Source organism: Corynebacterium suranareeae (genome assembly GCF_002355155.1).
In the GTDB taxonomy this organism is placed as follows: Bacteria; Actinomycetota; Actinomycetes; order Mycobacteriales; family Mycobacteriaceae; genus Corynebacterium; species Corynebacterium suranareeae.
On sequence record NZ_AP017369.1, the window covers coordinates 939,850 to 963,894 of the forward strand.

At 53.4% G+C, this 24,045-nt stretch carries 27 protein-coding genes; 18 read left to right on the forward strand and 9 right to left on the reverse strand.

Annotated features, from left to right (window positions below):
• Positions 1-59: 59 nt before the first annotated feature.
• Positions 60-848, reverse strand: coding sequence for a hypothetical protein (locus N24_RS04480; RefSeq protein ID WP_096454702.1), 789 nt, complete (start codon positions 846-848; stop codon positions 60-62).
• Positions 849-1,080: 232 nt separating this feature from the next.
• Here N24_RS04480 and N24_RS04485 point away from each other — a divergent pair, with 232 nt between their 5' ends.
• The 9 genes from N24_RS04485 to secA all read left to right on the forward strand — a co-directional run bounded on the left by N24_RS04485 (position 1,081) and on the right by secA (position 11,666).
• Positions 1,081-1,434: a hypothetical protein gene (locus tag N24_RS04485; protein ID WP_096454704.1), complete on the forward strand. Its 354-nt coding sequence runs from the start codon at positions 1,081-1,083 to the stop codon at positions 1,432-1,434.
• A 106-nt stretch (positions 1,435-1,540) separates the two neighbouring features.
• Positions 1,541-2,977 carry an adenosylhomocysteinase gene (gene ahcY / locus N24_RS04490; protein ID WP_096454706.1) on the forward strand — a complete coding sequence of 479 codons (1,437 nt, stop codon included), beginning with the start codon at positions 1,541-1,543 and terminating at the stop codon, positions 2,975-2,977.
• The gene (locus N24_RS04495; RefSeq protein ID WP_096454708.1) at positions 2,977-3,588 is read left to right on the forward strand and encodes a dTMP kinase; all 612 of its coding nucleotides are present in this window, start codon (positions 2,977-2,979) and stop codon (positions 3,586-3,588) included. The genes ahcY and N24_RS04495 overlap by 1 nt, the downstream gene beginning before the upstream one ends.
• 24 nt (positions 3,589-3,612) lie before the next feature.
• Positions 3,613-4,293 (forward strand): two-component system response regulator MtrA, encoded by a 681-nt coding sequence (gene mtrA, locus N24_RS04500; RefSeq protein WP_096454709.1) that lies wholly within the window; start codon positions 3,613-3,615, stop codon positions 4,291-4,293.
• Positions 4,294-4,357: 64 nt separating this feature from the next.
• The gene (mtrB, locus tag N24_RS04505) at positions 4,358-5,890 is read left to right on the forward strand and encodes a two-component system sensor histidine kinase MtrB (protein WP_197702424.1); all 1,533 of its coding nucleotides are present in this window, start codon (positions 4,358-4,360) and stop codon (positions 5,888-5,890) included.
• Between the two features lie 5 nt (positions 5,891-5,895).
• Complete coding sequence (gene lpqB, locus N24_RS04510) at positions 5,896-7,590, forward strand: MtrAB system accessory lipoprotein LpqB (RefSeq protein ID WP_167382160.1); 1,695 nt, start codon at positions 5,896-5,898, stop codon at positions 7,588-7,590.
• A gap of 74 nt (positions 7,591-7,664) precedes the next feature.
• Positions 7,665-8,180, forward strand: coding sequence for a ComF family protein (locus N24_RS04515; RefSeq protein ID WP_231910872.1), 516 nt, complete (start codon positions 7,665-7,667; stop codon positions 8,178-8,180).
• A gap of 143 nt (positions 8,181-8,323) precedes the next feature.
• Positions 8,324-8,989 (forward strand): ribosome hibernation-promoting factor, HPF/YfiA family, encoded by a 666-nt coding sequence (hpf, locus tag N24_RS04520; RefSeq protein WP_096454717.1) that lies wholly within the window; start codon positions 8,324-8,326, stop codon positions 8,987-8,989.
• A gap of 139 nt (positions 8,990-9,128) precedes the next feature.
• Positions 9,129-11,666 carry a preprotein translocase subunit SecA gene (gene secA, locus N24_RS04525; RefSeq protein WP_096454719.1) on the forward strand — a complete coding sequence of 846 codons (2,538 nt, stop codon included), beginning with the start codon at positions 9,129-9,131 and terminating at the stop codon, positions 11,664-11,666.
• Here secA and N24_RS04530 read toward each other — a convergent pair.
• Positions 11,663-12,046: an Rv3235 family protein gene (locus tag N24_RS04530; protein ID WP_096454721.1), complete on the reverse strand. Its 384-nt coding sequence runs from the start codon at positions 12,044-12,046 to the stop codon at positions 11,663-11,665. The genes secA and N24_RS04530 overlap by 4 nt on opposite strands.
• A gap of 116 nt (positions 12,047-12,162) precedes the next feature.
• Between N24_RS04530 and N24_RS04535 the strand changes: the two genes are divergently transcribed.
• Complete coding sequence (locus N24_RS04535; protein ID WP_096454723.1) at positions 12,163-12,573, forward strand: HAD-IA family hydrolase; 411 nt, start codon at positions 12,163-12,165, stop codon at positions 12,571-12,573.
• Between the two features lie 2 nt (positions 12,574-12,575).
• Positions 12,576-13,082, forward strand: a complete 507-nt coding sequence (locus N24_RS04540; protein WP_096454725.1) for a DUF6912 family protein — start codon at positions 12,576-12,578, stop codon at positions 13,080-13,082.
• A 1-nt stretch (position 13,083) separates the two neighbouring features.
• Here the strand turns inward: N24_RS04540 and rsgA are convergent, their stop codons facing one another.
• Together rsgA and aroA are read right to left on the reverse strand one after the other, a co-directional pair.
• The gene (gene rsgA, locus N24_RS04545) at positions 13,084-14,073 is read right to left on the reverse strand and encodes a ribosome small subunit-dependent GTPase A (protein ID WP_167382029.1); all 990 of its coding nucleotides are present in this window, start codon (positions 14,071-14,073) and stop codon (positions 13,084-13,086) included.
• Positions 14,066-15,358, reverse strand: coding sequence for a 3-phosphoshikimate 1-carboxyvinyltransferase (aroA, locus tag N24_RS04550; protein WP_096454729.1), 1,293 nt, complete (start codon positions 15,356-15,358; stop codon positions 14,066-14,068). Before aroA ends, rsgA begins: the two co-directional genes overlap by 8 nt.
• Before the next feature lie 10 nt (positions 15,359-15,368).
• On the opposite strand from aroA, the gene N24_RS04555 reads away from it, so the two are divergent.
• Positions 15,369-16,010, forward strand: coding sequence for an SOS response-associated peptidase (locus N24_RS04555; RefSeq protein ID WP_096454731.1), 642 nt, complete (start codon positions 15,369-15,371; stop codon positions 16,008-16,010).
• On the opposite strand, the gene N24_RS04560 is transcribed toward N24_RS04555, so the two are convergent.
• Positions 16,007-16,867, reverse strand: a complete 861-nt coding sequence (locus tag N24_RS04560; protein ID WP_231910873.1) for an HNH endonuclease signature motif containing protein — start codon at positions 16,865-16,867, stop codon at positions 16,007-16,009. The genes N24_RS04555 and N24_RS04560 overlap by 4 nt on opposite strands.
• A gap of 419 nt (positions 16,868-17,286) precedes the next feature.
• Between N24_RS04560 and N24_RS04565 the strand changes: the two genes are divergently transcribed.
• Positions 17,287-17,907 carry a sigma-70 family RNA polymerase sigma factor gene (locus N24_RS04565; RefSeq protein ID WP_096454735.1) on the forward strand — a complete coding sequence of 207 codons (621 nt, stop codon included), beginning with the start codon at positions 17,287-17,289 and terminating at the stop codon, positions 17,905-17,907.
• A 2-nt stretch (positions 17,908-17,909) separates the two neighbouring features.
• Positions 17,910-18,179: a mycothiol system anti-sigma-R factor gene (gene rsrA, locus N24_RS04570; protein ID WP_096454737.1), complete on the forward strand. Its 270-nt coding sequence runs from the start codon at positions 17,910-17,912 to the stop codon at positions 18,177-18,179.
• A gap of 45 nt (positions 18,180-18,224) precedes the next feature.
• Here the strand turns inward: rsrA and N24_RS16695 are convergent, their stop codons facing one another.
• Entirely contained in the window at positions 18,225-18,299 is a 75-nt protein-coding gene (locus tag N24_RS16695) for a 50S ribosomal protein bL37 (protein WP_020948532.1), read from the reverse strand.
• Between the two features lie 112 nt (positions 18,300-18,411).
• Complete coding sequence (gene whcE, locus N24_RS04575) at positions 18,412-18,672, reverse strand: WhiB family transcriptional regulator WhcE (protein WP_003858159.1); 261 nt, start codon at positions 18,670-18,672, stop codon at positions 18,412-18,414.
• A gap of 522 nt (positions 18,673-19,194) precedes the next feature.
• Here whcE and N24_RS04580 point away from each other — a divergent pair.
• On the forward strand, positions 19,195-19,617 hold the full coding sequence (locus N24_RS04580; RefSeq protein WP_096454739.1) for a hypothetical protein: 423 nt from the start codon (positions 19,195-19,197) through the stop codon (positions 19,615-19,617).
• On the opposite strand, the gene N24_RS04585 is transcribed toward N24_RS04580, so the two are convergent.
• Together N24_RS04585 and N24_RS04590 are read right to left on the reverse strand one after the other, a co-directional pair.
• Entirely contained in the window at positions 19,614-20,816 is a 1,203-nt protein-coding gene (locus N24_RS04585; RefSeq protein WP_096454741.1) for an Rv3212 family protein, read from the reverse strand. The two genes, N24_RS04580 and N24_RS04585, sit on opposite strands and share 4 nt — an antisense overlap.
• A gap of 5 nt (positions 20,817-20,821) precedes the next feature.
• Positions 20,822-22,093, reverse strand: a complete 1,272-nt coding sequence (locus tag N24_RS04590) for a DEAD/DEAH box helicase (RefSeq protein WP_096454743.1) — start codon at positions 22,091-22,093, stop codon at positions 20,822-20,824.
• 68 nt (positions 22,094-22,161) lie between these two features.
• On the opposite strand from N24_RS04590, the gene N24_RS04595 reads away from it, so the two are divergent.
• From N24_RS04595 to N24_RS04605, 3 genes are read left to right on the forward strand one after another with little or no spacing between them, the layout of a single operon-like run.
• Positions 22,162-22,389: a DUF3107 domain-containing protein gene (locus N24_RS04595; protein ID WP_096454745.1), complete on the forward strand. Its 228-nt coding sequence runs from the start codon at positions 22,162-22,164 to the stop codon at positions 22,387-22,389.
• 14 nt (positions 22,390-22,403) lie between these two features.
• A complete protein-coding gene (locus tag N24_RS04600) occupies positions 22,404-23,273 on the forward strand; it encodes a DUF3152 domain-containing protein (protein ID WP_096454747.1) in 870 nt (289 codons plus the stop codon).
• Positions 23,274-23,280: 7 nt separating this feature from the next.
• Positions 23,281-24,042: a TIGR02569 family protein gene (locus N24_RS04605; protein WP_096454749.1), complete on the forward strand. Its 762-nt coding sequence runs from the start codon at positions 23,281-23,283 to the stop codon at positions 24,040-24,042.
• The last annotated feature ends 3 nt before the right edge of the window (positions 24,043-24,045 follow it).

Here is a 24,045-nt window from a genome sequence, read left to right on the forward strand (position 1 = left end):
CGTCGCCTCAAGCGAAAAACTGCGTTCCGGAAAGAAACGCAGTTTTTTTACTTACTCAACTAGCTGGTGGTCGGTGTGGCTGAGTTGGTGGTGGCCTGTGGACTGGACTGTGAGGGCTGATTGGGATTTAAAGGTGCCGTTGGTTCTTCCACGAACTCAGTTGGAGGGGTATCGGTTTCCTCAGGCTGGGGTGTGCTCGTGGGGTCGGTGGGATCCGTTGGCTCAGTCGGCTCAGTGGGATCTGTCGGATCCGGCTCGGTTGGATCTGTTGGATCCGTTGGCTCAGTGGGATCGGTTGGATCTACTGGGTCGGTAGGATCTGTCGGATCGGTTGGCTCAGTAGGGTCCGTAGGTCCTGGCTCGATAGGAGTTGAGGGATTAGCTGGTTGATCAGTGGTGGGCTGGCCACCTTGATCAGTTGGCTCACTTGGTTCATTTGGTAGCGATGTGGTTGCAGAACCAGGTGTGTTCGGGGACCGAGGGGAGGTAGCGGAACTAGCACGTGACGTGGCGGTGGGATTGCCACCTGCAGTTGCAGATCCGGAACCTCGACCGTTGTTTGGACGCACGTATGCATTTGGTGGAAGATAAGGATCTTCAGTGTTGATTGGTGCTAAAGTCTGATTTTCCACGTCAGGTTCTGCGTCTATTGTGTCTGTATTACCTGCCGAATCGTATGGGGAATCATACCTCGCCTGGGTTTGGGTGGTAGACGTAGTAGTAGACATGGCAATATCAGAGGTGGGTCTGGTTGGACTGGACATCTGCCAGACAAGAAAACCCAAGGCTGCGGCGATTAAACAGCCGACGACGATGAAGGTGAGAGCCCGTTGAGTTTCTGTTTTCATCGCGGTTCACCTCCGAAATGCAGTAATTGTCTAAAAACTGGAAAATAACAAGTCAATAACAAACGCTATCATGTCTTGGCTTTCATGAATAGGTGGCCAAGTAAAACTGCAGGTAAAAAGTGATCCACCTGGTCGCTATTGTGCTGTTTGATTCGTGAAAGCGCTTCATGAATTGTTATAAACCGGATGTAAAACCGAGTTTTGAATTGTGGACTAGAAAGGTTGAAAGATCATGGGTGCATGGGACGATGCAATTTTAACTGAGGAAGTTAACATTGATTTTCTCGATGAAATCGCAGAACTAGATACTCAAGACATTCTTGAAGCACTGGAAGATGCATGTTTGCTGGTGGTTAACCAAGCCAAAGCCACTGAAGATGAGCACCTTAATGGACAGGCCGCTGCCACTATCGCAGCCATCATGTTTGGTGCTCCATATTCTGCAGGACAGGTTGTGGAAAACTACCCATTTATCAGGGAACTGATCGGTGAGGGCTCCGAGGCTTTGCGCGGTGCAGCAGCACAGGTCTTGGAAGAAGCGGATGTGGAGTATGACCTCGAGGCGTATTTAGAGGCGCTCAACTAAAAGCTTTCACCATTTCGATGTGCGGCCCAACATGTCCCGGCATGTAGAGTGGTGCGCGGTAAAAAAGTTTTCCTCATTTTTAGTTTTCAAAGGAGCTCGCCAGGACATGGCACAGGTTACGGACTTCAAGGTTGCCGATCTTTCACTAGCAGAAGCAGGACGCCACCAGATTCGACTCGCAGAGTATGAGATGCCAGGTCTTATGCAGCTGCGTAAAGAATATGCAGAGGAGCAGCCACTGAAAGGTGCTCGAATCGCGGGTTCCATTCACATGACGGTCCAAACTGCCGTGCTGATTGAAACTCTCACTGCGTTGGGTGCTGAGGTTCGTTGGGCTTCCTGCAATATTTTCTCCACCCAGGATGAAGCCGCAGCAGCGATCGTGGTGGGTTCCGGCACTGTGGAAGAGCCTGCTGGTGTTCCGGTGTTTGCTTGGAAGGGTGAATCACTGGAGGAGTACTGGTGGTGCATCAACCAGATCTTCAGCTGGGGCGAAGAGCTACCAAACATGATCCTCGACGACGGCGGTGACGCCACCATGGCTGTTATTCGTGGACGTGAGTACGAGCAAGCTGGTTTGGTTCCACCGGCTGAGGCTGACGATTCAGATGAATACATCGCGTTCCTAGGCATGCTGCGCGAAGTGTTGGAAAATGAGCCAGGCAAGTGGGGCAAGATCGCAGAGGCAGTCAAGGGTGTTACTGAGGAAACCACCACTGGTGTGCACCGCCTGTACCACTTCGCTGAAGAAGGCGTTTTGCCGTTCCCAGCGATGAACGTCAATGATGCTGTGACCAAGTCGAAGTTTGACAATAAGTACGGCACCCGCCACTCGCTGATCGACGGCATCAACCGTGCAACCGATATGCTCATGGGCGGCAAGAACGTGCTTGTGTGCGGTTACGGCGATGTGGGCAAGGGCTGCGCGGAAGCATTCGACGGCCAAGGTGCGCGCGTGAAGGTTACTGAAGCTGACCCAATTAACGCTCTCCAGGCGTTGATGGATGGCTACTCTGTGGTCACCGTCGATGAGGCAATCGAAGATGCCGACATCGTGATTACCGCAACAGGCAACAAAGACATCATTTCCTTCGAGCAGATGCTCAAGATGAAGGATCACGCTTTGCTGGGCAATATTGGTCACTTTGATAATGAGATCGATATGCATTCCTTGCTGCACCGCGACGATGTCACCCGCACCACCATTAAGCCACAGGTTGATGAGTTCACCTTCTCAACCGGTCGTTCCATCATCGTGCTGTCTGAAGGCCGCCTGCTCAACCTCGGCAACGCAACCGGACACCCATCATTTGTTATGTCCAACTCCTTCGCCGACCAGACTATCGCGCAGATCGAACTGTTCCAGAACGAAGGACAGTATGAAAATGAGGTCTACCGCCTGCCTAAGGTTCTGGATGAAAAGGTTGCACGCATCCACGTTGAGGCTCTCGGCGGCAAGCTGACCGAGCTGACCAAGGAACAGGCCGAGTACATCGGCGTTGATGTTGCAGGACCATTCAAGCCGGAGCACTACCGCTACTAATGATTGTCAGTATTGAGGGAATCGACGGCGCCGGCAAAAACACCCTGGTTTCGGCATTAACGCAGGTTATTGATGCAAAAGTCCTTGCATTCCCACGTTATGAAACCTCGATTCACGCCCAGCTCGCCGCGGAAGCTCTCCACGGACGCATGGGCGACCTCACCGATAGCGCCTACGCCATGGCCACGCTTTTTGCCCTCGACCGCCACTTCGCGATCGACGACTTAAACGCGCCCGGCGTGGTGCTACTCGACCGATACGTCGCCTCCAACGCGGCTTATACCGCCGCAAGATTGCTTGACGACGACGCCCCCCGCTGGGTTGCCGACCTCGAATTCGGGCGGCTTAAGCTTCCACGTCCGACGCTCCAAGTGTTGTTGGATACCCCCGCGGAGGTAGCGCAGGATAGGGCTAGGCGTCGAGAAGCAATTGACTCGTCGCGGGCTAGAGACCGCTATGAATCTGATTCGGCGCTGCAGGAACGCACCGCCGAGTACTATCGGCGCCTAAGCGCGGAAAACTGGATTTCGCCGTGGATGGTGGTTGCCCCTGATGAAGATCCCAGTCGCGTTGCGCAGAGAATCGTCGAATTCCTGGGTACTATAAATTAATCCCTATTAGCAGGAAGGATTCTCATGTCACAGAAAATTCTCGTCGTTGATGATGATCCCGCCATCTCCGAGATGCTCACCATTGTGCTTGCCGCAGAAGGCTTTGACACAGTAGCCGTCACCGACGGTGCATTAGCAGTGGAAACCGCCTCCCGGGAACAACCGGATCTCATTTTGCTTGACTTGATGCTTCCAGGCATGAACGGCATCGACATCTGTCGAGTCATCCGCCAAGAATCCTCAGTTCCCATCATCATGCTCACCGCCAAAACCGACACCGTTGACGTGGTGCTCGGATTGGAATCCGGTGCCGATGATTATGTGAACAAGCCTTTCAAAGCAAAAGAACTCGTTGCCCGCATTCGCGCCCGCCTTCGCGCAACCGTGGATGAGCCAAGCGAAATCATTGAAGTCGGAGATCTCTCCATTGACGTTCCAGCACACACCGTGAAAAGAAACGGTGTGGAAATCTCATTGACTCCACTGGAATTTGATCTCCTGCTTGAACTGGCCCGCAAACCACAGCAAGTGTTTACCCGTGAAGAATTGCTGGGCAAAGTGTGGGGCTACCGCCACGCATCCGATACCCGCTTAGTCAATGTCCATGTGCAGCGCTTGCGTGCCAAGATTGAAAAAGATCCAGAAAACCCGCAGATCGTTCTCACAGTCCGCGGAGTCGGCTACAAAACTGGACTCAACGACTAACAATTTTTAATTCACAAAGGGGCAGTTTCTCATTCTTGCCTGGCTCAAGCGACTTCGACATCGCATTGTAGATAAATGGCGTACCTCGCTACAGGTCCGTGTGCTCGGCTCCATCTTCACAGCATCGGCCATCGTGATGCTGTTGCTTGGGCTGGGCATGCTGACCGTATTCACCCAACGCCTGGTGGATCAAAAAATAGACATCGCAAGCTCAGAAATCGATAGAGCACGCGTGATTGTGGAGGAACAAATCACCGCATCCGGCGCCTCTACATCGGTGCAATCGCGAGTAAATTCAGCACGCGCAGCGCTATCTAGTTTGGGCACAAGCGGTGGTACTGAAACCAATGCGGCTTATGATCCTGTGGTTTTGGTCAACAACGATGACGTGGTGGTATCGCCAGAAGGGTATCAAATCCCAGAACGACTCCGATACTTCGTCTCTGAGAACCAAGTCTCATACCAATTTTCCAATATTGATCAAGGCGACGGATCGTCGTATCACGCATTGATTATTGGAACACCCACTGAAAGTGACATCCCAAACCTTCAGGTCTATTTGGTGTTTTCCATGGAAAGCGATGAATCCTCCCTGGCATTGATGCGAGGTTTGCTATCTGCAGCCCTGTTGATTGTGGTGGTGTTGCTCGTTGGTATCGCGTGGCTAGCCACACAACAAGTCACTGCCCCGGTGCGCTCTGCAAGCCGGATTGCGGAGCGTTTCGCTCAAGGAAAACTCCGCGAACGCATGGTGGTTGAAGGCGAAGATGAAATGGCAAGGCTGGCTGTTTCCTTCAACGCGATGGCTGAATCCCTCTCCGCACAGATCACCCAGCTTGAAGAGTATGGAAATCTGCAACGACAATTCACTTCAGATGTCTCACACGAATTGCGCACACCGCTGACCACGGTGCGCATGGCAGCAGATCTGATTGCAGATAGCGAAGATGAACTATCTCCCGGTGCTAGGCGTGCCAGCCAATTGATGAATAGGGAACTAGACCGATTTGAGTCTTTGCTCAGTGACCTATTGGAGATTTCCCGACACGATGCCGGTGTAGCTGAGCTATCTGCAGCTCTTCATGATGTTCGTAGCCCCGTGCGTTCTGCAATTGAGCAGGTGCAGCATTTGGCTACCGAATTGGATGTGGAATTAATCGTCGATATGCCGGAAAAATCTGTGAATATCCATGGCGATTCCAGGCGCATTGAAAGGATCATCCGCAACCTATTAGCCAACGCGATCGATCACTCAAAGGGTTTGCCAGTTGAGTTAAAGATGGCCGCTAATGATGATGCAGTAGCGATCACAGTTACCGATCACGGCGTAGGACTAAAACCTGGACAAGACGAATTGGTATTTAACAGGTTCTGGCGAGCCGATCCTTCCAGAGTCCGTCACTCCGGCGGTACTGGCCTAGGTCTTGCGATTTCGCGTGAGGATGCCATGCTTCACGGTGGCAATCTTGATGCAGCAGGAACCATCGGTGTGGGTTCTGTTTTCCGATTGGTGCTGCCAAAGGAACCACATGGAAAGTATCGTGAAGCACCGATCGCTTTGATCGCTCCAGAAAAACCGTGGGAAGGGGAGAAGTGAATAGCATCAAGAACCTCAAATCCCTCACTGCAGTGCTTGCCGTGACTACATTGGTGGCGGGATGTTCCACGCTTCCTCAAAATACGGATCCTCAAGTGTTGCGATCTTTCGTTGCGTCGGAAAGCACTCAGGAGATTGCGGGACCTACACCGAATCAAGATCCCGATCTGTTGATCCGAGGATTTTTAAGTGCTGGTGCTTATCCAACCCAGCAATACGAAGCAGCGAAAGCATATCTCACTGAAGACACACGCGATACGTGGAATCCAGCATCATCGACACGGATTTTAGATCGTGTTGATCTAAACACTCTGCCTGGTTCAACCGATGATGAACGCACCATCGCGGTTCGTGGAACCCAAGTGGGCAGTTTGCTCAGCGGTGGTGTGTACCAGTCTGACAATGCGGAATTTGAAGCTGAAATTACAATGCGTCGAGAAAATGGGGAGTGGCGCATCGATGCTCTTCCTGACGGGATCATTCTTGAGAGAAACGATCTGCGCAACCATTACGCCCCCCACGATGTGTTTTTCTTTGACCCATCGGGGCAGGTGTTGGTGAGTGATCGGCGCTGGCTGTTCAACGAAGCTCAGTCGACCGCGACTGTTTTGATGTCGCTTTTAGTTAATGGGCCTTCTACTCCGATTTCACCTGGTGTGGTTAATCAGCTGTCCACTGATGCAACTTTCGTTGGCTTCAACGATGGTGAGTACCAATTTACCGGTTTGGGCAATCTTGATGATGACGCGCGGTTGAGGTTTGCAGCACAAGCGGTGTGGACGTTAGCCCATGCCGATATCCCAGGTCCTTATACGTTGGTGGCCGATGGTGCTCCACTGCTTGCTGAATTCCCAACTTTGACTACCGACGATCTCGCCGAGTACAACCCAGAGTCCTACACCAACACGGTGTCCACGTTGTTTGCGTTGCAGGATGGATCGTTGTCTCGGGTAAGTTCCGGAAATGTCAGCCCGATGCAGGGGGCGTGGAGTGCCGGCGATATTGATTCGGTAGCGATTTCCTCTTCGGCCAATGTGGTTGCTGCGGTTCGTCATCGAGTTAATGAAGCTGTGCTCTCTGTAGGTGCGTTGCAAGGAACTGCCTCGGATGTGTTGAGCAGTGAGACGATCACCAGGCCGACTTTTGAATATGCTGCTAATGCTTTGTGGGCTGTGTTGGATGGGGAGACTCCGGTTAGAGTCGCACGATCGTCGACAACCGGTGAATTGGTCCAGACGGAATCGGAGATTGTGTTGCCTCGTGATGTAACGGGTCCGATTTCAGAGTTCCAACTTTCCCGCACTGGGGTCCGGGCTGCCATGATCATTGAAGGGCGGGTGTACGTCGGCGTCGTAACGCGTACTGGCCCCGGCGAGCGTCGGATCACCAATATCACCGAGGTGGCGCCGAGCTTGGGGGAGGCGGCGCTGTCGATTAACTGGCGCCCCGATGGGATCTTGTTGGTTGGAACATCAATTCCGGAAACACCGCTGTGGCGGGTTGAGCAGGATGGGTCATCGATAGCGTCGATGCCGAGCGGCAATCTCAACGCGCCGGTGGTTGCGGTAGCTAGTTCAGCGACGACGGTGTACGTCACGGATGCGCATGCGATGTTGCAGCTGCCGACGTCGGATAATGATATTTGGCGCGAGGTGCCCGGGTTGTTGGGTACGCGTGCGGCGCCGGTGGTTGCGTACTGATGGAGCTGTTCCTCCCGCGCGCATGCGGTGGTTGTGGGGCGCCGGGGGCGTCGTTATGCATAAATTGCCAACGCGTGTGGAGGACACCGCCGAAATTAGCGCGGCTCGATTTAGATATTCCGGTGTGGACCTTGTCACCCTATGATGGCCCGCATCGCAAAGTGCTAATCGCGATGAAGGAGCACGGCCGCACGGACCTTGCGGCGTTTGTGGGGGCGGCGCTGGGGGCGTCGATAAGCTATCTGGCGTCCAGGGGCGAAATTGAGCACGATATCACGCTGGTGCCTGCGCCTACTCGCCCCACATCCCGGCGCCGGCGAGGCGGCGATCCAGTTGAGCGGGTGTGCAAGGCTTCACGCTTATCGACGTTTCCCTGCCTTTCCATATCCTCCGGTACACCTGACTCCGTTGGCCAAACTGCGCAACAGCGCCGACTGAATATGCGGGTGGATTTAGTGCGACAACCTCGGGGTTCTGTGTTGATCATCGATGATGTGGTAACAACGGGGGCAACTATTTCTGCATCTGCAAACGTTCTTCGAGCAGCGGGTGTGCAGGTCAGAGGAGCTTTAACTTACTGCCAAGCGTGATTTTGGCAATAAAAGGGGCCCCTATTGGCAATGTGGTTATGACCAGAAGTAGTATAAGAAGTGAAGTTGATCGCGTCACCGCAGTAAGAGTAATTCCACTCACACGCCAACACGGTGACCACAATTGGGAGGAGAAGTAGCACGTGACTACACCTGCTGAGAACAACACCCTTAGCCCCGAGACCAAGGTAAGCATCACTGGTCGAAACGTTGAGGTTCCTGATCACTTTGCTGAACGAGTAAATACGAAACTCGCAAAGATTGAGCGCCTCGACCCAACGCTGACCTTCTTCCATGTTGAGCTGCAGCACGAACCAAACCCACGTCGTGCTGATGAAAGTGATCGTATTCAGATCACCGCAACCGGTAAGGGACACATCGCACGAGCAGAAGCCAAAGAAGACAGCTTCTACGCTGCGTTGGAAACTGCACTAGCTAAAATGGAGCGCTCACTGCGCAAAGTTAAGGCACGTCGCAGCATTTCCCGCTCCGGTCACCGCGCACCACTAAGCACTGGTGAGGTCGGTGCTCAGCTCGTCGCCGAAGCCCAAGAGGCACGTGGCGCCGACGAACTAGGCAAGTACGATGTTGATCCTTATGCAGATAAGGTCGATGACGTCATGCCGGGCCAGGTTGTTCGTACCAAGGAGCACCCAGCTACCCCAATGAGTGTGGATGACGCACTGTCTGAAATGGAATTGGTTGGACATGATTTCTACCTCTTCGTCAACGAAGAGACCAACCAGCCATCGGTTGTGTACCGTCGCCACGCATTCGACTATGGACTAATTTCCCTGTCCGATGCATAGCAATTAGTTGCTAAGTACCCGCTGCCACTTCGGCAGCGGGTACTGTGTTTTAGGAACCGTGCGTAGTTTTAGGATCTGTGCGTACAATATAGGTTCGTTATCAAATTTCCGTATCGCTATTTAATAAGGACGACTGCTCGTGTTTGGATTGTCCAAGGTGCTCCGCGTCGGTGAAGGCCGTGCCGTGAAGCGACTTCACAAGATCGCTGACCAGGTCATCGCGCTGGAAGAACAGTACGCCAACCTGACCGATGAGGAGCTCAAGGCAAAAACAGCCGAGTTCAAAACCCGCATCGCTGACGGTGCAAGCCTCGACGAAATTTTCCTCGACGCATTTGCCACCGCACGTGAAGCATCTTGGCGCGTACTTGGCCAAAAGCACTACCACGTACAAATCATGGGTGGTGCAGCATTGCACTTCGGCAACGTCGCAGAAATGCGCACCGGTGAAGGTAAAACCCTCACCTGTGTGCTTCCCGCATACTTAAACGCCCTAGAAGGAAAAGGCGTTCACGTTGTCACCGTCAACGACTACCTGGCAAAGCGCGACGCCGAAATGATGGGACGTGTCCACCGCTACCTAGGCCTTGAAGTCGGAGTTATTCTCTCCGAAATGCGCCCAGATGAGCGCCGCGAAGCCTACGCAGCCGACATCACCTACGGCACCAACAACGAACTTGGCTTCGATTACCTGCGCGATAACATGGCTCGTTCCCTAAACGATCTAGTTCAGCGCGGACACAACTACGCCATCGTCGATGAGGTTGACTCCATCCTGATTGACGAAGCCCGCACCCCACTGATCATTTCCGGTCCCGTAGATGGCACATCGCAGTTCTACAACGTCTTCGCACAGATCGTCCCACGCATGACCAAAGACGTTCACTACGAAGTCGACGAACGCAAAAAAACCGTCGGTGTTAAAGAAGAAGGCGTGGAATACGTCGAAGACCAACTGGGCATCGACAACCTCTACGCACCAGAGCACTCACAGCTAGTTAGCTACCTCAACAACGCGATCAAAGCCCAAGAGCTCTTCACCCGCGACAAGGACTACATTGTCCGCAACGGTGAAGTGATGATCGTTGACGGCTTCACCGGTCGTGTCCTTGCAGGCCGACGCTACAACGAAGGCATGCACCAAGCGATCGAAGCCAAAGAGCGCGTAGAGATTAAAAACGAGAACCAAACCCTGGCGACCGTTACCCTCCAGAACTACTTCCGCCTCTACACCAAGCTTGCCGGCATGACCGGTACCGCAGAGACCGAAGCAGCAGAACTTCACCAGATCTACAAACTCGACGTCATCGCGATCCCCACCAACCGACCAAACCAGCGCGAAGATCTCACCGACTTGGTCTACAAAACCCAAGAGGCAAAATTCGCCGCAGTAGTCGACGACATCGCAGAACGCACCGCCAAGGGCCAACCAGTCCTCGTAGGTACCGTCTCCGTTGAACGATCCGAATACCTTTCACAGCTGCTGACCAAACGAGGCATCAAACACAATGTCCTCAACGCAAAGCACCACGAACAAGAAGCTCAGATCGTCGCCCAAGCAGGCCTTCCAGGAGCAGTCACAGTAGCCACCAACATGGCCGGACGTGGAACCGACATCGTGCTCGGCGGCAACCCAGAAATCCTCCTCGACATCAAACTCCGCGAACGCGGACTTGACCCCTTCGAAGACGAAGAAAGCTACCAGGAAGCCTGGGACGCTGAACTTCCAGCCATGAAACAACGATGCGAAGAACGCGGCGACAAAGTCCGTGAAGCAGGCGGCCTCTACGTTCTTGGCACCGAACGCCACGAATCCCGACGCATCGACAACCAGCTCCGTGGACGATCCGCGCGTCAAGGCGACCCAGGATCCACCCGCTTCTACCTCTCCATGCGCGACGACCTCATGGTTCGCTTCGTCGGACCAACCATGGAAAACATGATGAATAGGCTCAACGTCCCAGACGATGTGCCGATCGAATCCAAGACCGTCACCAACTCCATCAAGGGTGCCCAAGCACAGGTGGAAAACCAAAACTTTGAGATGCGTAAAAACGTTTTGAAGTACGACGAAGTCATGAACGAACAGCGCAAAGTTATCTACAGCGAACGCCGCGAAATTCTAGAATCTGCAGATATCTCCCGCTACATCCAAAACATGATCGAAGAAACCATCAGCGCATACGTCGACGGCGCCACCGCCAACGGCTACGTCGAAGACTGGGACCTCGACAAACTATGGAACGCACTCGAAGCCCTCTACGACCCATCCATTAACTGGACCGATCTCGTCGAAGGCAGCGAATACGGCAAACCAGGCGAACTCTCCGCCGAGGACCTACGCACCGCGCTTATCACCGATGCGCAAAACGAATACGCCAAACTCGAAGAAGCCGTAACCGCGATCGGTGGCGAAGCACAGATCCGCAACATCGAACGCATGGTGCTCATGCCAGTCATCGACACCAAATGGCGCGAACACCTCTACGAAATGGACTACCTCAAAGAAGGCATCGGCCTACGCGCAATGGCACAGCGCGACCCTTTGGTCGAATACCAAAAAGAAGGCGGCGACATGTTCAACGGCATGAAAGACGGAATCAAAGAAGAAACCGTCCGCCAGCTTTTCCTCCTCCGCAAACAGTTCATCAAACAAGACGCGGAAGTCGCTGACTAACTCAGCACCCTGAAATTCAGCATCCGCCACATGCCGCCCGATTCAACCAATCGGGCGGCATACGCCGTTCTTCGTGCACCCACAGAAATACTTCCACACACCTCTGCAGAACTTTCCCCGAGTTGGACATGACAAGACAACAGATCCGCCGACTCAGTAAACCCCTGCCGGCGGCGAGCGGAAACGTGGGCGCGGACGGGGGCGTCGAAAAGCTTTGGTGTTAAATGCGTAATCGGCCGCAGGCCGAACGCAGAATCCAATGCGACCCGAACCAACACTGACACCTCGCGCGGCACCTCATTGCGGGTGTGAATTGCCTGAGGCGACGGATCCGGGACAAGATATAACAAATGCGCAAAACCAGGAATAGGAACAAGCACAACAAAACTCCTTGAGAGAAAAACTCAAGGCAAAAAACACACCACCCCGATCTGTGGGACAATCAAATCACAGACTACGACTATTATGTCACGAAGAAACCAAAGAAAGGCACAAAATGCGCGGATTAATTGTTGACTACGCCGGAGTTCTAGACGGAACTGACGAAGACCAGCGTCGCTGGCGTAACCTACTTGCAGCAGCGAAGAAAAACGGAGTCGGAACTGCCGTCCTGAGCAACGATCCAGGCGGAATCGGCGCAGCGGCGATCCGTGACCTCGAAACCAACGGGGTAGTGGATAAGGTGCTGCTGTCGGGAGAAATTGGCGTCGAAAAGCCTGAAGAAGCCGCTTTCCAGGCCGCCGCAGACGCCATCGACCTGCCCATGCGCGACTGCGTGCTTGTCGACGATTCCATCCTCAACGTCCGCGGCGCCGTCGAGGCCGGACTAGTCGGCGTCTACTACCAACAATTCGACCGCGCAGTCGTCGAAATCGTCGGACTCTTCGGCCTCGAAGGAGAATTCTAATCTTGCGCGTCTACATCCCAGCAACGTTCTCCACACTCCGCGGACTCAACGAATCACACGTCATCACCGCACGCTCCGGATACGGCTTCGCAGTCACCCCAGCACTCCTTGACTTCTACACCGACGGCGACGAAGAAGAAATCGCACACGCAGCCTTCCAAGACGCCGCAGAAGCCTCCATCCGACTACTAGCAATCGGCGATGAAGAAACATTCCCATACCGCAGAGTCGTCGTCTCAGTAGACGTCAACGACGCTAACGTGACCTACCAACCCGAAAACGGCGAATCCGTAGTCAAACTCAACCCCGCGCACATCAACCTCGTTGACGTCGCAGCCATCCACATCGACGTCGAAGCCTCCGAAGCCGACACCAAAAAAGCCATCGAAGTCATCGACGAATCCGACCTCGGCGACGAAGACGCCGAACTCACCGTCGGAGACGCCCAAGACAACTTCATGGCCTGGTACGACCCAGAAGAGCTCCCGTTCCTAGTCGAACTCCTCTAACTCACATATCCCACGCGTCGTTGCTCCTCAACGCAACGAGCAACGCACGCACCGCCTCAACACGGCGCGCACTCGCACCCTCCAGCCGATCCAACGCACAACCCGGATCCGCCGGAGGCCCCAAATGCGAACACCCACGAGGACAATCCTCCGCAGCCAACGCCAAATCATCAAACACGCCAACCACCGTGTCCGCATCAACATGCGCTAAACCAAACGAACGAATACCCGGCGTATCGATAATCCACCCATTATCGATGGCGAGAGCAACCGACTGAGTCGACGTATGCCGACCCTTACCAACCCCAGAGACCACACCAGTCTCACGATCGGCATCCGGCACCAAACGATTCACCAACGTCGACTTACCCACACCAGAATGCCCAATCAGCGCCGTAATATGACCCTCCACGACCTCCAAAACAGGCTCCAAAGGATCATCCACACCACACACAACAACCGGAACTTCCAACGCCTCAAACTCCGCAGCAAACTCAGAAGGATCCGCCAAATCCGACTTCGTCAAACACAAAACCGGCTGCAAATTCCCCACAAAAGCAGCAATCAGAGCACGCTCCACAAAACCCGCCCGAGGCGGCGGATCGGCGACAGCTGAAACAATCAACAACTGATCAGCATTCGCCACCACAATCCGCTCAAATGGATCTGTGTCATCCGCAGTTCGACGCAACACACTCGTGCGCTCCTCCAAGCGGACAATACGCGCTAAAGATCCTGGACGGCCCGACGTATCGCCGACGACTCCGACACGGTCACCCACCTCAATTGCGGTACGGCCCAATTCGCGAGCACGCATCGTCACAATGGCATCTTTACGACCATCGAGAACAACACCCCAACGCCCGCGATCCTTAGTCACAACCATGCCTACTAGAGCATTCTCGTGTGAAGGTCGATCTTTCGTACGAGGCCGCGTACCTTTACCTGGGCGAACACGAACATCGGATTCGTCATAGCTGCGTCTAGCCAACCATCTCCTCCCAAACACTCTCAAAACCAGGGAACGTCTTCGAAGTAGTTTGAATGTCTTCTACCTGGACCCCATCAACAGCAAGACCAATAATTGCGCCGGCAGTAGCCATTCGATGATCCGCGTAAGAATGCCATACACCACCATGGAGCGTGGCAGGCTCAATCAGAAGACCATCAGCAAGCTCGGTGCACTTTCCGCCAAGCTTATTGATCTCTGCAGTGAGTGCAGCCAAACGATCAGTCTCATGCCCCCGCAAGTGCGCAATACCCGTTAACCGAGACTCAGAAGACGCCAATGCAGCAAGTGCAGCGACAGTGGGTGTGAGCTCGCCGATATCAGACATATCGATCTCAATCCCCTTAAGCGTCGCTGGGCCCGTCACTGACAAATCATAGCTATCACCACGAGCAATCAACTCAACTTCGCAGCCCATACGCTCGAGGATGGTGCGAATCGCGTCACCTGGCTGAGTAGTCTTAATCGGCCAGTGGTTGATCCTAACGGTACCGCGAGTAACGGCGGCAGCAGCTAGGAATGGGGTCGCATTTGAAAGATCTGGTTCGATGCGCCACGTCCGCCCCAGGATTTCTCCTGGATGAACAACCCATTGGTTCTCAGATACTTCGATTTCAATGCCGGCACTGCGGAGCATGTCAATAGTCATTTCGATATGCGGCATGCTCGGAAGCCGACCTCCTACGTGCTTAACAGTCACACCGTTTTTAAAGCGTGGTGCTGAAAGTAAAAGACCGGAAACAAACTGAGACGAACCCGAAGCATCGATTTCCACGACGCCACCCTCGGGAGTCTCACCAGCATTAACCGTAAAAGGCAAGCTGTTGTTATCCACATCTACCCCCAGTGAGCGCAGTGCGTCCAGGATGCTTGTCATGGGACGAACACGGGCTTGAGGGTCACCATCGAAATGAACAGGGCCGTCAGCAAAGGCTGCAACAGGAGGCAGGAATCGCATCACTGTTCCTGCAAGGCCACATTCCACGGAACCAGCAGACAGTTGTCCCGGCTCAACATGGTAACGATCGACAGCTTCTTCAGTAATGGAGATTCCGAGGCTTCGCAGACCTTCGGTCATGAGGTCCGTATCACGACTGCGCAAAACATCAATGATTGTCGATGGAGTCGATGCAAGTGCAGCCAGGATCAGGGCACGGTTAGTGATTGACTTGGAACCGGGGATAGCCAGGTCCGAGACTATGGGGCCGCGAGCGCGCGGAGCATCCCAAATGGGCAAAGATGTAGACGAATCAGACACAAAGACCATAATAGATGTTATGTGTGGAAGATTCGTTTTGTTCACCACCGGTGATTCTCTTATTGAAGCGGCTGAAGCTGTGGTCGGAAGATCCGTTGTCGCACCGCAAGGGACGCCGGGTCCACGTTACAATCTTGCGCCGACTCAGATAATCCCGATCGTTCGCCCCGGAGACGAGATGATCTTGGAACCAGCCCGGTGGGGATTGTTTCCACATTGGAAGAAGGATGATTCAGGACCTCCACTTTTTAATGCTCGCGGTGAAACAGTGGCGGAGAAGCCGTCGTTTCGTGATGCGTTTAAACAGCAGCGGTGCCTAATTCCTATGGATGGCTATTACGAATGGCACGATAAGAAACCTCATTTCGTTTCACTTGGTGATGAAATTATGTGGGCTGCAGGGTTGTGGTCAACAGGGTTGAATCAGGTTTCGGCAACGATGGTGACTACTGAATCTGTCGAACCAATTGCTTGGCTGCATAATCGGTTGCCTCGGTTTTTAGAGCACGATGAAATTGACGCGTGGTTGTTTGGCTCTGTTGAGGAGGCTTCGGGATTGTTGCATCCGGTTTCTCAAGAGTGGGTGAAGCACTTGAGTATTCGAGAGGTGTCTTCAGAGGTAGGTAATGTTCGTAATGACCACGAAGGGTTGCTGGCTTAAGCTGCGATTTTGCGCTCCATGTAATCGCCGAATTTTGTGCCCCACGTTTTATTTGATCTTGACAAGGGGCCATCAGGAATAGATACAACCGGAATGCCGTCGATGAGGAATAGGACGGTGCCATCGGGGAGTGGATAGCACTTTAGCCGCTCTTCTGTTTTTTGGATGTGGTGGAATACGCACAAGGGGTGAATATTCCATGGAGTTGTCGGTCCACCTTTACCCCAAGGGATAATGTGGTCAAGTTGGCAGTTTTCAACCGCTACACAACAACCTGGGACGCTACATGTTCTGTGTAGCCCCTTAATGTAGATGCGCATCTCCTTGGTCGGAGCGTAGGCGTCAGTGTAGGCAAAGTGTGCAGCATCCATATCGTGGCCAGAGGTGGTGCGAGTCTTCCAGAATTCTGACTGCTCCTTGGAAAGCCACACGCCGCCCTCTAGATATTCGGGTTTGTCCTTGGAGCCGTAAGTATTCAAAACCACCTTGGTTGGCAGTCCGCGGATGATTTTGAGCAAGGAGGTGCCGGGTGTGCACTTTTTATCTTTTGACATTTGTTCAAGGGCAGCTTTAATCTCGACCCCTTCGGCTGCTGTGGAATCAATGGTGATGCTGACTCCACCTTTTTTATTTCTGCGGTAGCGGATCGTTCCTTCCTCGGACGCTGAGGCTGCGCTGTCATCCGGGCAGTGCTGGGCTATGAATTTCCGCATCATCGCAGCGATGGAGCTTGCCTGAGGCAAGCACTGAGCCTCCGCTCGGGGTGTCAGGTAATCGACGAGGTAGGCGTCGAAAAGCTCTCTTTTTTCGATGGGCACTTTGCCGCCAGCCTTAGTGATAGCGTTTATGCGCGCCATGTCGAGATGTCCGAGCTTTTCGACGAGTCTGTGAAAGTTCGGTAAGCAGGGCAGGAAACAGACACTAAACAGGCAAGCGGCTATTAGTTTGCGAGGAAGGCCTGTTCGGGTGCATATTTTGTTGATTGATGTGGCTAAATCAGCATCATCGTCGGGTCGCATACGGTGCCAAAAGGCTAGGTCACGCCGATTAGTTTCAACAATTTCAGCGCTGATTGGATCGTTCGGGTTGTTAACAGTGAAGTAGAACATTGTTTCTCCTAAAAATTGAAGTGGTACATATGTTCTAAACTATGAGGTGGACACGCGGGGGTAGCGTAAGGTTTAAATAACAGCTCAAGCGGATTTATAGCTACCCCCGAAAGGTCAGGTTTGCATCCGAAGTAGAATAGTCAACACGCATTTTCGAAAGGGGCCACATGGCTGAAAACCGAACCGGCACAGTCGATGGAGACGCGTTGGCTGCCCGCTTTGAAGAGGAGGCACTGCCACTCCTTGACCAGCTTTATGGCGGTGCTTTGCGCATGACCAGAAATCCCGCAGATGCGGAAGATCTGGTGCAAGACACCTACATCAAGGCATATCAAGCGTTCGCAAGCTTCAAGCCTGGCACTAACCTGAAGGCTTGGCTCTATCGGATCATGACGAACACGTACATCAACATGTACCGAAAAAAGCAGCGGCAACCATCGCAAACCTCAGCTGATGAGATCACGGATTACCAGCTCGTTGAGTCGCAGTCGCACACCTCAACCGGGTTGGAATCCGCGGAAGTGGAGGCATTGAAAAACCTTCCAGATGGGCAAATCGGTGAGGCAATGAACCAACTCAGCCCGGAATACCGAATGGTGGTTTATTATGCCGATGTAGAAGATCTCGCATACAAAGAAATCGCCGAGATCATGGATGTTCCACTCGGAACTGTAATGTCACGACTCCATCGTGGAAGAAAACAGCTTCGAGGAATGTTAAAGGAAGTAGCGAAGGAACAAGGCATTGGTCTTGAACATCCCGACATGAAGAAAAATTCGGAGGCATAACGATGACGAATCTCAACCGCAGCGACTCGAAAGGCGATTGTGGCTGCCCTGAATTCTTCGAGGAAATGCATCAGCTACTCGACGATCAACTAAGCGAAGCCGCCTGTGAACGCCTCAGAATCCACGCCGCAGGATGTCCCAAATGCCTACAGCTCCTAGAAGCCGAATCGGAATTTCGGAATCTGCTACGCAAATGCTGCTGCGAATCTGCACCCGTAGAACTTCGCCAGCGTATTTCGTACCGAATACGAGTTGAATACCATCAGGAATAGAAAAACCGCCAGGAAGAAAATTTTCTTCCTGGCGGTCAACTCTTTTTAAGAGTTAGGGCGACGTCCGTGGTTCGCGCCCTTCTTGCGACGATCCTTACGCTTGCGTCCTCGCTTGCTCATGAGTCCTCCTTATAATCCAAATGTTGATCAACTGTAGATACTTTAGCGGGTGCTCATCAGCGGAACAAAGATGAGGTTACGCAGCGGTTAAAAATGTAGTTTTAAAAATTGCTTAAACAGCGATGCGTGCACGTCCGCGACCGCGGTTCTTGCGACGCTTGAGAGCACGACGCTCGTCTTCGCTCATGCCACCCCATACACCAGCGTCCTGACCAGTTTCCAGGGCCCATGCAAGGCACTGGGAGGTAACTGGGCAGCGGTTGCAGACCATCTTTGCAGATGCAATCTGTGCAAGAGCTGGTCCGGAGTTGCCGACTGGGAAGAACAGTTCGGGATCCTCTTCACGGCAGATTGCCTCGTGGCGCCAATCCATTTCGATAACTCCTTTTCGTTAAAGCTTGTTGTCACTGTTCGGGCGCGCAAAAAATGAGACCATTTAAGTGGTCTGGAGAGTGGATTTCACAACCGCGATCGACAAATAGGGACGTTCTATACGTCCTGTTATTTACCTTGGGTTCATCTTGCGCTGCACCGGTGTTAAGAACTAGTTTTTCTTGAGTTCTTTTTGGTACTTGAAAATAGTCTCATGTGCACCCGCTGTTGGCTAGACCTAGACCCCCTTTTGTGAGGTAATTCACATATTCAAGGTGAAAATTGACGGGCTTGAGGTGAAATCTTGTGGGGTGGAACACATTTCGTTGCCATTTGAGGCGTAATAAAAACCTAACTACCTGTAGTTTCTTGAAATCGGGTAGAAGATTACTTTCCTATCATGTGTCAAATCTCTCAAAAACTTTCGCCGGAAAGTATTGTCACCTGGCGCAATGGAAAAGTTCACCAATCTGTCATCTGCAATATTGCTTAAGTAGTCTTCCCAAAGTTAACAGCTAGAATCATGCCCGTGACTTCTCCACACATGCCTGCATCAATTCGCTGGGGCGGTATCGTCGCCCTCATTCAATCCACCATTGGGCTCGTTTACGCCTTTTTCCTCATCTATAGGGAAGCTACGGGCGAAACGGATCCAAGCATCGTCTATGAGGCCGACGGTGCCAATACTTGGGTTGGGTATGGAACCGCAGCGTTTTTCATTATCGTTTTCGGAACCGTGATCGCTGGCGCCATCAACATGATGCGCGGGCATCGCTGGGGTCGAGGTGCCGTAGTCATGCTGAACATTATTTTGTTACCGGCGGCGTACTACATGTTTATTGAAGGTCGCCTTTCCTGGGCGATCATCACTGGCATCTCAGCGATTTTCGTTTTGGGCGCGCTGTTCAATAAGCGCGCGGTGCTCTGGGCGAACGAAGAGTTCTAACCAAGAGCAACGATCTCAGAACCACGCTTTTCGACGATTGCCTGCCCCACAACGCCGAGCGAAACTTCACCGCCGAAGCCACCACGGTCCACAGGAATGGTGCGAAGTACCTCGCCGGTGTCCCAATTAGCTACAGCAATTCCGTCAGCAGTTGGATAGAGCAAGCTTCCGTTTAGGGCAATGCCAGTGCCTAGTGCATCGTCGAACGTTTGTCGCACATTAAGTTGCGTGGGGGAAAACAATATGAGGCTTGTACCGTTGAACCAACTCATATGGTGTGGCAGATCCGCTGTTGAGTTTTGATACGGCGGATCTGGAATCTCTGAAACCTCGACGGCCTGATCTCCGACCTGTTCGCCGGAATCGTTGTACGACACGATGCGAGGCGTGGGATCGTTAGTGTAGATAGCTGCAGCTGATTGACCGATCGCCACGATATGGCCATCGGTTATTTTTATGGCTTGGTTGATTTCTGGGGAGCGTGAGTCCTCCGGCGTAGTGTCCATGAACCGTAAATAGGCAGAGCCGTCTGGGCATGTTTCTGTTACTGCTAAGAGGGCTTTGCGGGTCATGGCGGAGGTAATGGAGCATTCTGCGTGTGGTTGCTGACCAGATTCTTGGGGAGCTTCCACATCGCCGTATTCGATTGTGCGCACAAGATCTGATCGCCATAATTCGAGACGTTCTGTACTGAGAACACCGATCCGGTCATTCGAAACGATCGGTGCTACTTTGTCGCTGGAAATGGCGCTGCGGGTTGCTTTGTATGTTCCATCGTTGGCGTTGATGGCGGTTGTCTCTCCGCATCCGACTCCGGTTTTGTAGGTGGCTATGGTGGCGTCGAACCCGACGGAGAGTGCGCATAGTTCTTTGTTGCGTTCATAGCTCCAGAGGAGGGATCCGTCGGGTGTGTAGGTGTTTATGGTGTTTCCGTCAGCGGTGGAGAGGACTCCTCCGGTGATTTGTGGTTTGTGGTTTGTGGAGGTGTCGGTGACGCGCCATTGTTCGGTGAGTTGTTCCGGGATGGTGTCTAGCGCTGCGGAGGCTATGAAAGGTTCTGTCGCAGGGGTGAGTTCGGTTCCTCGGATTGGTGCTGTGGCCCATACGGTTCCGGCGCCGATTACTGCGAGTGCGGTGATGACGCCGGTGGCGATGAGGTCATTTTTTGTTCTTTTGAGTGGTGGAAGCTTTGCTGACATGAGGGTTATTTTCTGGTGCGGCGTGGTCGGGGTGTTGTTCCGCCGAGAACTTTTGTGGGAGGGCCTACGCGTTCGGTGGCGCCTTCGGGTATGTCTAGTGCTTCAAGTAGTTCTGGTGATGTGGAGAACCATTGGGGTGGGTTTGGTTGGCCGAGTTCTAGTTCACTGTCGATGACGGTCCATTTGAGGGTTTCGTCGTAGCCAACGAGGGTGATGGCTGTTCCGTTGTGCCCCGCGCGTCCCGTGCGTCCGATACGATGTACGTAGGTCATGGGATCGTCGGGGGTTTGGTAGTTGATGACGTGGGTGACGTCATCAACGTCGATGCCTCGGGCGGCTACATCTGTGGCTACAAGGATGTCTATTTTTCCACTGCGGAAGGCGTTGAGTGATTTTTCGCGGGCTGGTTGGCCCATGTCGCCGTGCACTGATCCGACGGTGAATCCTCTGGAGGCTAAGTCTTCTGCGACTTGAGCTGCGGTGCGTTTGGTGCGGGCAAAGATGATTGTTTTGCCGCGGTCTTTCGCTTGGAGGATTTTTGCAGTGATGGCTTCCTTGTCCATTCGGTGTGCCAGAAATACCACTTGTCGGGTGGTTTTGTGGGTTGCAGCGGAGTCGGCGGTTTCGGCTCGGATGTGCACTGGTTTGTTGAGGAAGCTGCGGGCGAGGGTGAGGATCGCGCCGGGCATTGTTGCTGAGAACAGCATTGTTTGGTGTGGCTGTTCAATCGCGTGCAGTATTTTTTCGATGTCTGGTAGGAAGCCCAGGTCGAGCATTTCGTCGGCTTCGTCGAGGACGAGGATCGCGATGTTGTCTAGGGTTAGTGCGCCTCGTTTGTGCAGGTCTAGGAGCCTGCCTGGTGTGCCAACGACCACATCGACGCCGACTTTGAGTGCATCGATCTGTTCTTCGTAGGGCGTTCCGCCGTAGAAGGTGAAGATTTTCAGCGGCAGGTTGGTGGCTGCGCGTTGGAGGTCGTCGCCGACTTGGACTGCGAGTTCGCGGGTGGGCACGATCACGAGGGCGCGTGGTGTGCCGTCGATTTCGGGGATGTCGGCGGAGTCGAAGACTCGGTCAAGGAGTGGCACGCCGAATCCGTAGGTTTTGCCCATGCCGGTGCGGGCTTGTCCGATGAAGTCGTGGCCGTCGAGCGCGATGGGAAGTGTGTACTCCTGGATCGCGAAAGTTCGGGTGATGCCGAGGGCTTCGAGTGCGTCGGTGATTTCAACTGCGACGCCGAGCTCAGTGAACGTAGGTCTGGGGCTTTCAGAAGACACATCTTAGATACTATCGTTGCACGGTTACAATAGGGTCATTCCAATACAACGATTCTTTTAGGAGAAGCATGGATATTAAGATCGGATTCGCCGATACTGCCCGTGAGCTGGTTATTTCTTCTGCTTTGGAGCAGGATGAGGCAGCAGCGAAGGTGTCTGAGGCTTTGGCTAACGACTCTGGAGTTTTAGATTTGAGCGATGAAAAAGGTCGCCGCTACATTATTCGCAATAGCCGAATCGCATATGTTGAGGTCGGCACCAACTCTCCTCGTACCGTCGGCTTCGCTGGCGTATAGGGGTTTTTAGGTCAGTGTCGTCCAAGGAACCGTTTTTGGTCCGCTTTGCGCGGGATTATGGTTGGCGTGCGTATGCCATCCCGGTGTTGACAGTCATTACTGTCTGGGTGCTTTTCGACGTGTTTTCCGCCGATCAGCCGGCTTCAGGTGCGAGTGGGGAAGCGTCGACAAGCTTTTCGACGCCCACCTCCTCCCTCCGCGCAGGCCCCGACCCCGCTCAGGCCGAACCGCAAAGCGTTCCGCTGACGGAACTGCCGCCTGGCGGTGCCTACACCGAAAATGGTGCAGGCACATACCGCCAGGTCGGCGCACCCCTCCCGCGCGTCGGTGAGGGACAAGAGCGCACATTTACGTACGTTATTGAAATTGAAGATGGTGTGAATACCGCACCCTATGGCGGCGACGATGCCTTCGTTGCAGCAGTTGACGCCACATTGTCCGACCCGAAAGGTTGGACCGCCGATCCCGCCTACGCCTTCCAACACGTCTCTGGTGATGAGAACCCAGATCTGCGTATTCAGCTGACCTCGTTGAACACCACACACGAATTGTGTGGCCACGACATTGAGATGGAAACCAGCTGCTTTTATTCGGATGGTGGCCGCGTAATGATCAACGAATCGCGATGGATCCGTGGTGCTTCGCCTTTCAAAGGCGACTTGGGCTCATATCGGCAATACTTGATCAATCACGAGGTAGGGCACGGACTTGGTTACGCCGCACACGATGCGTGTACTGCGCCCGGCGAGCTAGCTCCGATCATGATGCAACAAACACTCAGTCTGAATAATTCAGAACTGTTCCGCATCGATCCGAACGAGGTCTATCCCGACGACGATGCCACCTGCGAATTCAACCCATGGCCGTATCCTCGCGGATTTTAGGAGAATAATGTCTAATCAACTTCCCGATCACGTTCGCGATGCCTTTCGAGTAGGGGCAGGCCCTGCCGAACAACTCGGTCAAGCCTGGGACTACGGATTCCGCGTGGGCAATACTGTGTTTGCCAAAGCGATGGCACCAGAAGTCACCGGATGGTCATCGAAAACCCGAGAAACCCTCAAACCGGAAGGCGTGCGAGTCGTTCGCCCGATCCGCTCCACCGACGGTCGTTTTGTAGTCGCCGGATGGCGCGCATCGGTGTTCTCTACGGGAACGATTAGCAAAAGGGTCGATGAAACCGTGGTGGCGGCGCTGAGGTTGGCGGATGCGTTGGTCGATGCGCATGCACCAGAACCTGTGGACAATGTGTTTCATCGTGCCGATGTGCAGGCGTGGGAAGATCAACCTGGTCGCATCGGGGAGTTGTTGCAACCAATCAATCGTGTGAATCAAGTGGGTCATGCCGATATGTTGGCTACCACGCTGTATGCGGGAACTCAACCGCCAGCTGTGACCGATTTGGTTCCGGTGTTGCGCCCGCATGGTTTTACAGCGGCGCTGGTGATTGTTGATGGTTTGCTTCTGGGAGCGGTGGATGAGGGAATCTTGCGGAGGTTTTCGCATCTTCCAGATATTGATCAGTTGGTTTTGAGGGCGTTTTTGTTCCGTCGAAACGTGCAGGAATTTTCTGAGAACAACGATCCGAATATTATTTCGAACCTAAACAGGGTGGAATCGACACTCGTGTCGTATGTTTCTGACAAGATTTGAGGT